Origin of the sequence: Streptomyces sp. NBC_01454 (assembly GCF_036227565.1) — a bacterium.
Classification (GTDB): Bacteria; Actinomycetota; Actinomycetes; order Streptomycetales; family Streptomycetaceae; genus Streptomyces.
In genome coordinates this window covers 1,968,245-1,982,630 of record NZ_CP109460.1, presented here as the reverse complement: position 1 = coordinate 1,982,630, position 14,386 = coordinate 1,968,245, and the positions used below count along the sequence as shown (strand labels likewise).

The 14,386-nt window shown below is 72.4% G+C and carries 13 protein-coding genes; 10 read left to right on the top strand and 3 right to left on the bottom strand.

The genetic code is table 11. The annotated features are described in order from the left end of the window. Window positions 1–49: 49 nt before the first annotated feature. Together OIU81_RS08575 and OIU81_RS08570 are read right to left on the bottom strand one after the other, a co-directional pair. Entirely contained in the window at window positions 50–397 is a 348-nt protein-coding gene (locus OIU81_RS08575) for a transcriptional regulator (RefSeq protein ID WP_329145512.1), read from the bottom strand. Next, the gene (locus OIU81_RS08570; RefSeq protein WP_329145510.1) at window positions 394–918 is read right to left on the bottom strand and encodes a hypothetical protein; all 525 of its coding nucleotides are present in this window, start codon (window positions 916–918) and stop codon (window positions 394–396) included. Before OIU81_RS08570 ends, OIU81_RS08575 begins: the two co-directional genes overlap by 4 nt. A 237-nt stretch (window positions 919–1,155) precedes the next feature. On the opposite strand from OIU81_RS08570, the gene OIU81_RS08565 reads away from it, so the two are divergent. The 4 genes from OIU81_RS08565 (at window position 1,156) to OIU81_RS08550 (ending at window position 5,533) form a co-directional block, all read left to right on the top strand. Further along, the gene (locus OIU81_RS08565) at window positions 1,156–1,845 is read left to right on the top strand and encodes a response regulator transcription factor (RefSeq protein WP_329145509.1); all 690 of its coding nucleotides are present in this window, start codon (window positions 1,156–1,158) and stop codon (window positions 1,843–1,845) included. A gap of 76 nt (window positions 1,846–1,921) precedes the next feature. After that, window positions 1,922–2,584 (top strand): DUF4255 domain-containing protein, encoded by a 663-nt coding sequence (locus tag OIU81_RS08560; protein ID WP_329145507.1) that lies wholly within the window; start codon window positions 1,922–1,924, stop codon window positions 2,582–2,584. Window positions 2,585–2,631: 47 nt separating this feature from the next. After that, the gene (locus OIU81_RS08555) at window positions 2,632–4,701 is read left to right on the top strand and encodes an ATP-binding protein (protein ID WP_329154965.1); all 2,070 of its coding nucleotides are present in this window, start codon (window positions 2,632–2,634) and stop codon (window positions 4,699–4,701) included. A gap of 139 nt (window positions 4,702–4,840) precedes the next feature. Continuing rightward, window positions 4,841–5,533 carry a DUF5701 family protein gene (locus tag OIU81_RS08550; protein WP_329145505.1) on the top strand — a complete coding sequence of 231 codons (693 nt, stop codon included), beginning with the start codon at window positions 4,841–4,843 and terminating at the stop codon, window positions 5,531–5,533. A gap of 10 nt (window positions 5,534–5,543) precedes the next feature. Here the strand turns inward: OIU81_RS08550 and OIU81_RS08545 are convergent, their stop codons facing one another. Further along, window positions 5,544–6,896 (bottom strand): RICIN domain-containing protein, encoded by a 1,353-nt coding sequence (locus OIU81_RS08545; protein WP_329154963.1) that lies wholly within the window; start codon window positions 6,894–6,896, stop codon window positions 5,544–5,546. A 365-nt stretch (window positions 6,897–7,261) separates the two neighbouring features. Here OIU81_RS08545 and OIU81_RS42310 point away from each other — a divergent pair, with 365 nt between their 5' ends. The 6 genes from OIU81_RS42310 (at window position 7,262) to OIU81_RS08515 (ending at window position 14,385) form a co-directional block, all read left to right on the top strand. Beyond that, entirely contained in the window at window positions 7,262–7,735 is a 474-nt protein-coding gene (locus tag OIU81_RS42310; protein ID WP_443073945.1) for a hypothetical protein, read from the top strand. A 56-nt stretch (window positions 7,736–7,791) separates the two neighbouring features. Then, window positions 7,792–9,369 (top strand): phage tail sheath family protein, encoded by a 1,578-nt coding sequence (locus OIU81_RS08535; RefSeq protein ID WP_329145502.1) that lies wholly within the window; start codon window positions 7,792–7,794, stop codon window positions 9,367–9,369. A 76-nt stretch (window positions 9,370–9,445) separates the two neighbouring features. Next, window positions 9,446–9,889 (top strand): phage tail protein, encoded by a 444-nt coding sequence (locus OIU81_RS08530; RefSeq protein ID WP_329145501.1) that lies wholly within the window; start codon window positions 9,446–9,448, stop codon window positions 9,887–9,889. Then, complete coding sequence (locus OIU81_RS08525; RefSeq protein WP_443073944.1) at window positions 9,889–10,401, top strand: hypothetical protein; 513 nt, start codon at window positions 9,889–9,891, stop codon at window positions 10,399–10,401. Before OIU81_RS08530 ends, OIU81_RS08525 begins: the two co-directional genes overlap by 1 nt. Continuing rightward, window positions 10,398–10,556, top strand: a complete 159-nt coding sequence (locus tag OIU81_RS08520; protein WP_189096418.1) for a DUF6760 family protein — start codon at window positions 10,398–10,400, stop codon at window positions 10,554–10,556. Before OIU81_RS08525 ends, OIU81_RS08520 begins: the two co-directional genes overlap by 4 nt. 3,391 nt (window positions 10,557–13,947) lie before the next feature. Next, complete coding sequence (locus OIU81_RS08515) at window positions 13,948–14,385, top strand: phage tail protein (protein ID WP_329145495.1); 438 nt, start codon at window positions 13,948–13,950, stop codon at window positions 14,383–14,385. The last annotated feature ends 1 nt before the right edge of the window (window position 14,386 follow it).

The window sequence follows — 14,386 nt, the reverse complement described above, 5'->3', positions numbered from 1 at the left end:
GGACGCAACCGGGCCGGACTCAACCGGGCCGGACGCAACCGGGCCGGACTCAACCGGGGAGGGCGGGCGGCTCGCTGCCGGTGTGCTCGTCGTCGTGAATGTGCCGCGCCGACCGGTCGGCTACGTCCTGCAGGGCCGCGAGATGGGCCTGCAGTGCGAGGTGGCCGGTGCGGCTCAGGTTCAGCCAGGTGCGCGGGACCTTGCCCACATGTCCCTTTTTGACCTGGACGTACTCGCGTTTGCTCAGCGTGCTGATCTGCTTGGACAGGGCCGAATCCGACAGGCTCAACGAGTCGCGGACGAACTTGAACTCGGCCCACCGCGTCGCTGCCAGCAGTGCCGTGATCGACAGCCGGGTGGGATCGAGCAGCAAGGGGTCGAACTCGGGAGTGGTCACGCGCGTGCGCCCTTTCTGTTCAGCCGCTGGAGCCACTGGAACCGCCGGGGAGAAGGGAACGCCATCGACAGCCCCAACGCGAGCCCCAGCAGCAGCCGCCAGCCGGGAACGTACGACAGCAGCCAGGCACTCAGTGCGCTCACGGCTCCCACCACGCCCACCACGAGGAGGAATCCGGCCCAGAGGTAGTGCCGCCCGGCCGATCCCGGCGCCCCCACGGGAAGGAACCCCCGTGGCCGCAGCTCCGGCGCCAGGCCGAACAGGACGCGTCCCCGCCGGGTGAACTGGCCGAGGAGAAGCACCACGGTCAAGGGTCCGAGGATCCCCATCCACCACGCGCTCCACCGCTCCAGGTGGAGCAGGGGCAGCAGGTCGGGCGTGGCGAAGGTCAGGAAGAGGTCGGCACCCCAGACGATCGAGAACCACCGGGGCGGGCGTTGCGCCGCTATCGCCTGGCAGCGCCGGTGCTGGACGTCCGCCAGTGCGCGGGCCGCCTGCTCGGCGTCGGGTTCCTGGGGCATGGGTTACCTCCTGGTTGTCGCGGAGGGCAAGCGGAAGCACTTGCCTGAGAAGAAAGTACCCACTCTTTTCTGCTCGGGCAAGTGCTTGCCTCTGGGGGAAGGGGGTGGTCGCGGGGCCGGTCCGCTGCCTCTGGGCGGGGGCGGGCCGGGGCGCGTTGATCGTCCGGTAAGTGATTGTTGATCGCTTTCCGGCACTCTGCGGCTGTCCGCCAACGGGGGATGAGATGAGGAACGCGAATGCCGCAGAAACGTGTCACGGTCACCGTGCATGCCTCTGACCCGCTCAGCCGGGCCGGTGTGGTCAGCCACTTGCAACTGGAGCCCTCCGTCGAGATCGTCCAGGACCGGGTCGGTGCGACGGACGGGGGATGGGCTGAAGGAGGAAGAGGGCAGGAGGGCGGGGAGACGGTCGGGGCCGTGGCCGTCACGCTCGTCGACCGGTTGGACGAGTCCGCCTCGGCCGAGCTGCGGCGCCTGGTACGCGGTGGCGAGCAGCGGGTGGTGCTGATCGCGCGGGATCTGCGCGAGCCGGAGCTGATGACCGCCGTAGAGTACGGCGTGCGGGCCATTCTCTGGCGCCACCAGGCCACCCCACGGCGGCTGTTACGGGCGGTGCAGAGCGCGGCGCGCGGTGAGGGGCATCTGCCGCCGGACCTGATCAGCAGGCTGCTCACGCAGGTGGGGCAGCTCCGGCGGTCCGCGGGGGCCGCCGCCTCTGTCGCGCTGACGCCGACGTTCGGAATGACGCCGCGCGAGGTCGATGTGCTGCGGCTCATCGCCGAGGGGCTGGACACCCGGCAGATCTCCGAGAAGCTCTCCTACTCCGAACGTACCGTCAAGAACGTTCTGCACGGCCTGATGACGCGGCTGCACCTGCGCAATCGCGCGCACGCCGTCGCCTACGCACTACGAGAGGGATACATCTGATGCGCTCCGGAGCGGAAGCGGAAGCAGGGCGGAAGGCAGGCGTCGCGTACGTGCGCCCGCGGGCGGGGGCGCGGGCGTGATGCACGAGGTCGACGAGGCGTTGCGGCGGGTGCTGCGCGGCGGGGCGCTGCCGGACGGCTCGGGGGACGTCGCGTTCGAGGCGCCGAGCCGCGACTGGGCGGCGCGGCGCAACACCCCCACGCTCAACGCCTATCTCTACGACATACGTGAGGACGTGGCCCGCCGCGAGCGCGGGGCGATCGCGGAGCGGGATGCGCGCGGCGTGGTGGTGCGCAGACGTCAGCCGCCGCGGTGGTTCCGGCTGTCCTACCTGGTCACGGCGTGGACCAGCCGCCCGGAGGACGAGCACCGGCTGCTGTCGGCCGCGCTGGGCTGCCTGCTCGGGCAGGAAACTCTGCCCCCGGCCGCGCTGACGGAGGCACTCCGGGCACTGGAGGTGACCATCCCGATCACGGTCGCGGTGCCACCCCCCGAGTCGCGCTCGATCGCCGACATCTGGTCCGCGCTCGGCGGCGAACTCAAACCGTCCCTGGACGTGGTGATCACCGTGCCCTTCCCGGTCAGGCCCTCGTACGAGGTGGCGCCCCCGGTCACGGAGGGTGCGGCGGTGGTCGTCCGGGGCGTGGACGGCACGCCGGACGACTCCCGGCTCCGCATGCTCCGGCCGGCTCCGGATGCCGTGCCGTCCGGGACGGGCTCTCGTGCGGGTGAGCGGTGAGCGACACGACGGTGCGTGGTGAGACGGCGGTGCGTGGTGAGACGGCGGTGAAGGGTGCGGCGGCGGGTGTGGACGCGAGTGGTGCGCTGCTCGGGCGGCTGGCGCAGCTGCGTGAGCGGGTGGCCGGGCTCGTCGAGCGGCGCAGCGACGGCGATCCCACGGCCTCGGACCCGCTGCGGGGGCTGTATGTGACCCCGGAGACGGCCCGACGGCTGGCCGCCCAGCCTGCGGAGTTCGGTACGGGGGAGGCGCGCGACGACGAGGTGTGTGCGGGGGAGGCGGCCGGGGGGACAGCGGATCGATCCGGGGCGCTCGCCCGGCGGTTCGGGCTGTCCGCCCTGGACCTGTCCCTCCTCCTGGCGGCGCTCGCCCCCGACGTCGACCGGCGCTTCGAGCCGCTCTACGGCTACCTCAACGACGATGTCGGGCGCCGGCGTGCCACCGTCGCCCTGGCGCTGGAGCTGGCGGGCACCGGCCCGCACGAGCCGTCGGCGCGCGCCCGTTTCCACCCCGCCGCGCCGCTGCTCGCCGGTGGGCTGCTCGTCCTCGAGGACGAGGACCGGCCGCTGCCCGGCCGCGCGCTGCGGGTGCCGGAACGGGTGGTGGCCCATCTCCTGGGGGACGACGGACTCGATCCGGAACTGTGCGGTGGTGGCGTGGAGTTGCTGCTGCCCCGGGAGTGCCGGGACGGCGACGGGCGGGCGTTCTTCGGGCGGCTGGCCGCCCTCGCGGGGCAGCGGCCGATCGCCGCACATCTGCGGGAGCGCCGGCCCGGTGCGGCCGCCGGGCCGGTGACCGATGCGCTGCGGGGCGCCGGTCTGCCCGTGCTGCGGTACCGGCCGGACGACAGCCAGGGCGACAGCCAGGACAGCCGCCGGGGCAGCCGCCAGGACGGCGGTGCGGGGCCGGTGGGCGCGCTGCTGCGTGAGGCGCGGCTGCGGCGGGCGGCGATCGTCGTGGGGCCGCTGCCGGAGCGGGCCGGAGGGCTCGTACGGGCGCTGGCGGGCCGGGAGGTGCCGGTGGTGTTCTTCGGGAGCGAGCCGTACGACCCCGGGTGGGCCCCCGACGCGGGGCTGCTCGCGCTGGACGCACCGGACGGCGCGGTGGCGGCGGCCGAGGTGTGGCACGACGAACTTGGCGCAGGGGAAACCGACTTCGATCTCGGTGCGGCCGTGGCGCCCTACCGGCTGGCCGCCGGGCAGATCCGACGGGCGGCCCGCGCGGCCACCGCCCTCGCCGCCTTCGACGGGACGCCGCTGACCGCCGCCCATGTCCAGCGCAGCGCGCGCCAGCAGTCCGCCCCGCTGCTGGACCGGCACGCCCGCCGCGTCCGGCCGGCCGTCGGCTTCGACGGGCTGGTCCTGCCGCCCGAACCGCTGGCGCTGCTGCACGAACTGGTGCAGCGGGCCCGGCACCGGGAGCAGGTGCTCGGTGACTGGGGGCTGCGTACCGGCGGCGGGCGCGGCAGGGGCGTGGTGGGCCTGTTCGCCGGGGAGTCCGGCACCGGAAAGACGCTCTCCGCCGAGGTCGTGGCCGGGGAACTGGGCCTGGACCTCTACGTGGTGGAGCTGTCCGCGGTGGTCGACAAGTACGTGGGGGAGACGGAGAAGAACCTGGAGCGGATCTTCTCCGAGGCGGACCGCACGGACGCCTTGCTGCTCTTCGACGAGGCCGACGCCGTCTTCGGCAAGCGCTCGGAGGTCAAGAGCTCACACGACCGCTACGCGAACCTGGAGAGCGCGTATCTGCTGCAGCGGCTGGAGTCCTTCGACGGGATCGCCGTGCTCACCACCAACCTGCGGGCCAATATCGATGACGCGTTCACCCGGCGGCTGGACCTGGTGGTCGACTTCCCGTTCCCGGACACCGAGCAGCGGATCGCGCTGTGGCGTTCCTGTCTGACGGCCACGCCCTGTGCGGACGACCTCGGACTGGACGCCTGCGCAAAGGAGTTCGAGCTGTCCGGCGGGGCGATCCGGTCGGCCGCGGTGACCGCCGGATATCTCGCCGCGGGCCGTGGCGCGCCGGTCTCGGCCGAGGACATACGGGCCGGAGCGCGGCGCGAGTACCGCAAGATGGGGCGGCTGGTGCCGGACGCCTCGCCGTTGTGGGACTGAGCCTCGGGGGCGGCGCCATCAGGGCGTGTACGGAGCGAGCCGCGCGCACGGGGCGGAGCGGGGCGGCAGCGGCGGGAATGTTCCGGCGGGGCGCTTCGTTGGCCCTGAGCCCGTCCACGCCGCCGTCCCTGGGAGCATCGTGCACGACATCACGCCCGCCACCCCCACCGCTCTCCCCGTCCTCCCGGCGCTGCCCGCACAGGCCGAGCGCCTGATCGAACGGGGAGTGCACAAGATCGCCGGGCTGTCCGCCGCCGAGCTGCATGCCTTCGCCGAGGCCGCCGAGACCGCCGAGGCTCCTGCGGGCGGCGGACGCGGCGGCGCTCTGCTCGCCGTCCACCCGGACCACGCCCCGGCCTCCGCCCTCGCGCCGCTGCTCCGCCGCGAGGGCACACCGGGCTTCGTCGTCACCGACATGCAGGACGTCGACCTCTTCACGCCGCTCGACACCCTCGCGCTGCCGGACGCGCCGCTCTATCTCGTCACCGGCCTCGACCGCGGCGACGCGATGGCCAACTGGAGCCCGAACGAGGCGCTGCCCGCCCTCACCGCTCAGGCCCGCACCCCGTTGCTGCTCACCGAGGGCGTCCACTGGGTGCTGCAACAGCCCGCCGTCCTGGCCCGCAACCACTGCTTCATGACCATCGGCTCCCGGCTGCGCAAGGCCAACGGCGCCCTGGACGCCCGCACCCCGGCGGTCTGGATCAGCAACGGCACCGGGCGGGACGGTCGCGAGCGCCGCAACGCCCCCAAGGTCGGCTGGTGCTGGGCGGGCAACCGGCACACCTGGCTGGGCTTCGCCTCCGCGACGGGCCGCCGCGGAGGGAACTGAGCGAACGGGCTCACTGCCCGTCGGAGATCTTCCAGTCCTGCCGGTCGTTGGGCCCGTCGCTGCACGCCCAGGTGATCGCACCCTTGTCGTTCTGCATATCGGTGAGGCACTCGTTGTTGGCCGTGTTGACGATGCGGGTGCGACCGTTGTCCGTGTCCACCAGCCGCCACTTCTGGTTCGGGGGCAGCTGGCCCGAAACGAGGTTCTCCGCGGAGACGGCCTCGATCTGGACCTGGTTGGTGTCGGCCTTCACGTCGACGACGCTGCCCGGGGCGCTGGCCGCCTCCAGGGCGACCGTGTTGTTCTCGGGGAAGTGGTGGACGACCCACCACTGGTTGCGGCCGAACTCGTCACCCGTCCACTTGGGGTTCTGGCCGACCTGTGTGCCGTCGGTCTGATCACCCTGGTTGACCTGGAGGTACCAGCCGCCATTGGCGGCGTCCCGGATGGTCTGCGCCTGCGGGCCCTCGTCCTTCTTGTCGTCGCCGCCCCCGGGCGCCTTGTCCGCGGGCTCCTGCTTGGGCGACGGGGCCTGCGACGGCTGCACGGACGGCGCCGGGGGCGCCGGCTTCTTGGGAGGGTCGATCGGGCGTGCGGTCGCGCCGGGCTTCTCCTTCGCGGCGGTGGTCACCGAGGGCTGGGCCGTGAACCACAGCGCCACGAACGCCAGCGCCGCCGCCATCAGCAGCGAGCACACCGCCATCGCCCAGCGCGGCAGCACGGACAGCTGAAGGTAGGTGCCGTGCAACTCCGTCGGCTCCGGCACGCCGGCGCGCTGCGCCGAGACGGTGAAGGGGTGCTTGTTGGTGCCGCCGATCCAGCTGACCGTACCGGGACGGATGTGGAGCTGCGCGAAAGCGGCGCGTCCCGGGGCGACCTGCACCGAGCTCGGCTGCGCCTCGACGCTGAGGGCGTCACCGTTCTCCCGGCCGGAGAGCGAGACCGTCAGCGGCTGGTTGCCGAGATTGTCGACGGCGACCGCCGCCTTGGCGCGCCATCGGCCGCGTACGGCCAACGGGACCAGCTCGCAGCGGAGTTCGGTGAACGGTCCGACCGTGACCTGTCCCTCGACCACATCGCGGATCTCCGGGTGCTCGGCCGGCTCGACGCGGATGCCGAAGGGCGTCGGCCCGGCCACGGCGTCCGGTGTCCGCGGGGGCGCGAAGGTGACCTGCGCGGTGCCCTCGGCCCCCGGGTACAGCCGCAGCACCTCCGGCTCCACCCGCGTCCATCCCGCGGGGTCGCCGGCCGGCCGCAGCCGGTATTCCTCGACGGTGTCGCCGGTGTTGCGGATGCGCAGCCGTACGCTCGCGGCGGCACCCGGGTCAACGGTGATCGCGGCCGGTTCCAGTGAAGTCCACATACTCACCCAGGCAGTCAACCCGCCCGGCGGACGCGGGGCAGTGTCCGCGAGGGCAGAGCAGGGGGCAGAGCTGGGTGTCCCGACGGCCGGGAGAGGCGGCGGCACTCCGGCCGGAGTGGGGGAGCGCCGCCCCGGGCCCCGAGGCACCAACAGCCCCGGCCGCCTCCGGACGTGGCCCCCGCCGCCCCCGGCCACGCGTCAGGTGGCGCCCTCGTGACCGAACGGGCAGCATGCTCTGCCCCCGGCGGCGCCCGTTCGTCTCTACAACGGGGCCCGCCCGGCCGCCAGGATCGGGAGAGAACGAATGGGAGCAGTGACCAGCGAGGACCAGCGCTGGTCGGCAGTGAGCGGGACGGGGGAATGCCATGGGGTCGCATGACCGGCGGCCGGAGTCCGGACGCGAGCACGCGGGGGCGGCTCCCGTGGCGCGTACGACGGCCCCGACCGTGGCCGAGGCTGCCCGCCGGACGGCGGCGACCGGGCATGCCGCACCGTCCGTGCAGCGCTCGCCCGTCGAGGACGTACCGCGCACTCCCGGCCGTTCGCCCGACGACTCGGTACGGGCCGACAGGAAGTCACGGCTCGGCGCCGACTTCTCCGACGTGCGCGTCCATCTCGACGCCGCGGTCCATGAGCTGACCCATGTCATCCAGCAGCGCTCCGGGCCGGTCGCGGGCACCGGCCGGGGCGACGGAACCAGGGCCTGCGACCCCGCCGACCGGTTCGCGCACCCTGCATGTGCGACCTACCTCCTCGAGCACTTGCTGGGGCCGCAGGCCACGCTGCCGAATGCGGCACGGATCGCCGAGGAAAACATTCCGTACCACGTTTCCACCTGAGCGCGATGGCCCCTCCATCCCAGTGACACCCCCATGCCGACTAGGAGCAATGTTCCATGCCCAACTACCTGTCGCCCGGCGTATACGTCGAGGAGGTCGCCAGCGGATCCCGGCCCATCGAGGGCGTGGGAACTTCCGTCGCGGCCTTTGTCGGTCTGGCGCCCACCGGCCCGCTGAACGAGCCGACGCTGGTGACGAATTGGTCCCAGTACGTGGCCGCCTTCGGCGAGTTCACGGAGGGGTACTACCTGGCGCATTCCGTGTACGGCTTCTTCAACAACGGCGGGACGGCGGCGTACGTCGTGCGCGTGGGCGGCGCCGCCGACGGCCCGCAGTCCGCCGGGGCCACGGAAGCGGCGCCCAGGGCGCTGACCGCCGGGGAGCCGGTGGCGCTGGGCACCTTCAAGGTCGCCGCGATCGCGGCCGGTTCCGCCGCCGGCGGTGCGCTCACCGTCGAGGTGCAGGAGCCCGAGGGTGAGGGCGGCGCCGACCGGTTCAAGCTGGTCGTCAAGGACGGCGACAAGGTCGTCGAGAGCTTCGACGTCAGCGCGAAGAAGAGCGCCCGGAACTATGTCGTCGCGCAGGTGAAGCAGCGGTCCAAGGTGATCGTCGTCGAAGAGGCCGTCGCGGCCGCACAGCTGGCGAAGCCGGACGCCCAGAGCGTCACGCTGACCCCGCCCGCCCCGGCGCCCGCCACCCCCGTCGCGCGCGGCGCCGTCGAGCGGCTGGACTCCGGCCGGTTCATCGGTGACTCCGCGGACCGCACCGGATTCGGCGGCCTGGAGGCGCTCGACGAGGTCAACATGGTCGCCGTGCCGGACCTGATGGCCTGCTACCAGCAGGGTCTCATCGACGAGGAGCAGGTCAAGGCCGTCCAGCTCGGGCTCATCGCGCACTGCGAGCTGATGGGCGACCGGATGGCCGTCCTCGACCCGCCGCCCTCCCTGAACGCCCGCGACATCCGTAAGTGGCGCCAGGAGATCGCCGGTTACGACTCCCGCTATGCCGCGCTCTACTACCCGTGGCTCAAGGTCTTCGACCCGACCTCCGGCCAGTCGCGCGTCGTCCCGCCGTCCGGCCACATGGCCGGCATCTGGGCCCGTAACGACTCCGAGCGGGGTGTCCACAAGGCGCCGGCCAACGAAGTCGTCCGTGGGGCGGTCGATCTGGAATTGCAGATCACCCGCGGTGAGCAGGACCTGCTCAATCCGGTCGGCGTGAACTGCATCCGGTCCTTCCCCGGACGCGGAATCCGGGTGTGGGGCGCGCGGACCCTGGCGTCCGATCCGGCGTGGCGCTATCTGAACGTCCGACGCTACTTCAACTACCTCGAGGAATCGATCCTCATCGGGACGCAGTGGGTGGTGTTCGAGCCGAACGACGAGGCCCTGTGGGCCCGTATCCGGCGCAACATCTCGGCGTTCCTGGTCAACGAGTGGCGCTCGGGCGCGTTGTTCGGCCAGCGGCCCGAGGACGCGTTCTACGTGAAGTGTGACGCGGAGGTCAACCCCGTCGAGTCCGTCGACCTGGGAAGGGTCATCTGCGAGATCGGTATCGCCCCGGTCAAGCCCGCCGAATTCGTGGTCTTCCGACTGGCGCAGTTCTCCGGAGGCGGCGGGGAACTGGAGGAGTAACCATCCTCCCCCTTCTCCCTCCTCTCCCCTCCTCTCCAGAACCGACATCCTCTTACCACAACAGGAGTGAACGCTCGTGGCCTTTCAGCCCGGTGACGCAATCGCCTCACACAATTTCGGCCTGCAGATCGACGGAGTCATGGTCGAATATCTGCAGGAGGTCAGCGGTCTGACCATGGAGCAGGACGTCATCGAATACCAGCAGGTATCGGCGGCCGGAAAGCCCGTCGTGAAGAAGATGCCCGGCACGAAGAAGGCCGGTGAGTGCACGGTGATCCGCGGTATGACGGAGAGCGCCGCGTTCAGCGAATGGATCAACAAGTCCATTGCGGGTGACATGGGTTCGGCCCGCAAGAACGCCACCATCATGATGATGGACTACCAGAATAACCCGGTGAAGCGTTACAACATGCGCAATGCCTGGTGCAGCAAGGTGGAGACCAGCGGGGTCAAGGCGGGCGACGCGGCCGCACTGACCGAGCAGGTCACCATCGTCTTCGAAGAGCTGGTCATCGAATAATGCGGCGCGCAGGCCCGGGGGTACGGACGGCCGCCTCGGCGAATACGGCACAGGCGGCGGAAGCTGCACGGGCAGCAGAGACGGCGGGCGCGGCAGCTGCGTCCCATGCGGCGGCTCCGTCCCGTGCGGCGGTGCGTGAACCGTTGCGGACGGAGTTCGAGTTCGAGCTGCCGCGCGGATTCGTCGACGAGTCCGGCACCGTCCACCGCAATGGCGCGATGCGTCTGGCGACGGCACGGGACGAACTGATTCCGCTGCGGGATGTGCGCGTACGCGAGAACCCGGCATATCTGTCGGTCGTGCTGCTCGGCCGGGTCATCACCCGGCTCGGCACGCTCGGGTCCGTGCACGACGGCACGGTGGAGAACATGTTCGCCTCCGACCTGGCCTTTCTGCAGGACTTCTACCGGCAGATCAACGCCGAGGGGCACACCCGCGCCGCCGTGGCCTGCCCGCATTGCGAGGAGTCCTTCGAGGTGGAGCTGGCCGGGAGCCGCCTGGGGGAATCGTGACGTACGCGGCTGGTCGCATCGAGGAGGAAGTCGCCTATCTGGCCTACCACTTCCACTGGGGGCTGGACGACATTCTCGACCTCGAACACGCCGACCGGCGCGCGTACGTGGCGCAGAGCGCGGCCCTGGTCGAGCGGGCCGAAGGGAAGCAGTGACGGGGGATGGGCTTGTTGGGGTGGCTGCGGGGGCCGCGGAGTGCGCGGGGCGCGGAGCGTGCGCAGGAGCCGGAGGCCGGGGCGTCGGTGGACGCCGCTGTCAGGAGTGAGGGGAGCCGGGCGAGTCAGCGGGCCCAGGGGAGCGGCCGGGCGGGTGGCTGGGCTGCCGTGCCTCCCGTCCAGCGGATCCTGGGGGCGCCGCGCACCGTCTCGGAGGCCGGCTTCGCCGCGTCGCTGAGCGCGCATCGCGATCCGTCCTTCGGGGGCGAGCTGGGGCACGACGTACGCGCCTCGGCACCTGGCGGGATGCTCCGCGGCGTCCTCACCCCCATTCCGGCAACCGGCGCGGCGGCCCCGGTCGGCCTCGACCTGCCGGCTTTGCGACTGCCGGTGGTGGGGCGGAGCGGGGAGGAGACAGAGGCTGAGGGCGAGGCGGGAGCGTCCGGTGAGGTGGGCGGGGGTGGGCTGTTCTCCGGGGGCGGTGTAGGGCCGACACGTACGGCTTCGAAGCGGTCCGTGAACGTGCAGCGTGTGTCGTCTGCCTCGTCTGCCTCGTCTGCCTCGTCTGCCTCGTCTGCCTCGTCTGCCTCGTCTGCCTCGTCTATGCCGTCTATGCCGTCTATGCCGTCTGTCTCGGCTGCTGCGTCTGCGCCCTCGGGGTCGTCCGCGTCGGCAGTCAGGGCGCGGGAGTCGGCACGTCCCGCGTTGATGTCGGCGCCAAGGGTGGCCGGCCTGCCGGTGCGCCGGGTGACGGCGGTGGGCGCAGGCAAGGCGGCCTCTGCTGTGCCCGCACCTTCGGCGCCGGTTGCCGCAGCGCCGACACCGGTTGCCGGGGAGCCGGCATCGGTTGCCGGGGAGTCGGCACCGGTTGTCGCCGAGCCGACGCCCGTGGTTGATGCCCGGCCCACAGCTGTCCCGGGCCCGATTCCCCCGCCGGGACCCGGGACATCCGCCGCGCCCTCCGGGAAGGCGGCGGTGACGCCGGCGCCCGTCGCAGTACGGCCTGATACTCCCGTGCGGGCCTTACAGCGACGGGCGGCCGTGCGCCGGGTACAGAAGGACGCACCGGAATCGGGAGGTGTCCCCGCGGTCGTCCCCGAGGCGAGTGGTCCTGGCCGTGGCCCGGATCCCGTGAGCGCGTCGCCGAGCAGGCCAGGCGGTGGGGGTGCGCCTGCGCCGGCATCCGAGCCTGCGGCGGAGTCTGCGCGTGTGTCGGTGTCCGGGCCTACGTCATCGCCCGCGCCTGGGACCGTATCCGCGCCCACCGCGGCACCCCCCTCCATGCCCATGCCCATGCCCAGGCCGATGTCCCCGTCCCCGTTCCCGTCGAAGTCCGTCCCCACCGTTCGGTCAGGCGCGCACGAGTCGCGGACGGAGCTGCCTCAGACGGGCAATGTCGTGCAGCGGTCGACGCCACCGCACAGTTCTCGGCCGGGACTTGGGGCGCCGATTCAGTCTTCCGGCAAGCCCGACGAGCCGGGAAGGCTGCCCGAGACCGGCGGCCCAGAGGTCACGACCTCACGCAGCGAGGTACGGACGCGGGCTACGGCTCAGGGAAACGTCACTGCCCCCGCACCCGCCGCCCCGAGCACGGACTCCACCCGTAACCCGATGAGCGTCGCGCCGGGGGAGGAGCGTCGGGTGGTGCAACGGTCGGCGAGCGCCGGTTCGTCCTCTGAACCCGCGCGCAGTGCCGAGAGGAACACCCCGCCCACAGCGCCCACAGCGCCTACCGGTCGCCGGCGCCCACTGATCGGCGCACCGTTCGTACCCCGTGAGCCGTCGGAAGGTGCGACAGCTCCGACACTCGTCCAGCGCGCGAGTGCACCGTCGGCCACGCCCTTGCGTGCCCCGGTGCCCCCGTCCGCTGTCTCCGAGGCCGGGTCGACGCCTGCTCAGCGCGTGAAGGTGTCGTCGCCTACGTCGCCTACGTCGCCTACGTCGCCTACATCGCCGCGTGATGCGGCGCCGCCGTCCGCCGTCTCCGAAGTGGCGGCGGCGCCTGTTCAGCGTGCGAGCGCACCGCCGGCCGAGACGCCGCGCGACGCCGCCGTCTCGGCCGCTCCCACCGAAGTCGGTCCCGCACCCGTGGGGCCGACACCGGATACGTCCAGCCGGGCCGTCGTACAACGTGTCGCCGCACGCACCGCACCACGCACCGCACCACGACCCGCACACCTAGAGGTAGCGGGGGACGCGTCGTCGCCGCAGGTCCCGGTCCGGGATGCCGGAGCGCCCCGGACTCCTGCGCCGACGAGTGAGGCGACGAGTGGGGCGACGAGTGAGGCGACGAACAGGAGCAGTACCGCGCCTGCCGCTTCCGGACCACAGTCCTTGCCGCGCAAGGTGGTTGAGGCCGGCCCGTCCGAGTCGGGCCCCCGGCCGGGTGTGCGGCGTGCTCCGCTCGCGACGGCTCGGGCGCTGGTCTCCCGGGAGTCCGGCCACCACAGCAGCGGTTACCTCGGACGCGGTGGAATACCTGGGGCGTCGGCCGGGTCTGGCACCACGCCCGCCGTGCCGCTGCGCGCGCGGCACACCAGCGCGCGCAGCGGGCCGGGAAATCCGACGCAGCAACCACCGGCTCCCCAGCCGCTCACCCGGCCGCAAACGGTCCAGCGAGCTCCTGCGGCCTCCTCCCCCTCAGCCCCGACTCTCGCTCCCACCTGGGCCCCGGCTCCGGCCCCCGCGCCGACCGTGCCCGTTGCCGCGACCACGGCTCCGGCGCCTGCCCTGGCCCCACCGGCCCCAGCCCTGGTGCCTCTCGCAGCCCCGACACCGGCGCCTGCCCCAGCCATGCCCTCAGCCCCGGCCGTACAACGGCGCATCCTCACATCACCCATGCCACCCATGCCACCCACGTCACCAGCCCCGCCGATCGCACCCTTGGCCGCGCCCGCCCCCCTGTCCTCACCCGTAACACCCCGCGCGCCGCGCCCCGTGCAACGCACCCGCCACGCCGCGACAACCTCCCCCACGGCCACTTCAGCCGGCACCCCCACACGTGCCCCTACAGCCACGTCGGCGAACACCTCGCCAAGCGCCCCCACCGGTAGCCCGGTAACCACCTCCGCACCACCCCCCGCCCCCCTTCAACGCACGTCCTCCACCTCACACCGGCCCCCCACCAGCACCCCCACCACACAGCCCTCATCCCCCGCTCCCACCCCAGCCCGAGCCCCCTCCCCAACCACCCCCTCCACCCCCGCCGAGCTGGACGAGCTGGCTCGCCGCCTGGTGACGCCGCTGTCCCGGCTGCTACGGGCCGAGCTGCGCAGCGACCGGGAACGGATCGGCCGACTACGCGATCGCGGCCGCTGACCACACCGGCCGGACGCCACCCCGGAACACCAGCCACACACCGAACGCCCACCCCACCCAGAAAGCCCACCCCATGCCCGCGTCCCAGGACCCCGGATCCACCGTCTTCTTCAAGCTGTCCATCGACGGCCAGGACCTCGGCCTGTTCAACGGCTGTGACGGGCTGGCCTCCGAGGTGGAGGTGGAGCAGCGGCAGGAGGGCGGCAACAACGGATTCGTCTGGCAGCTGCCCACCCGCGTGACGCACTCCACGATCCGTCTCACCCGCCCCCTCACCGCCGACACCTCCCGCGTGGCGGCCTGGATTTCCTCCCTCGCCACCGGTATCCGCCGGCCCACCGCCCAGATCGCCGCCCTGCGCGCCGACGGTTCGATCGTCGCGCAGTGGGGGCTGGTGGAGGTGCTGCCCGTGCGGTGGCAGGGGCCGAGTCTGGACCCGGCCAGTCCGGGGGTGGCGACCGAGACGCTGGAGATCGCGCACCACGGATTCACCGACGCGGGAGGTGCCTGAG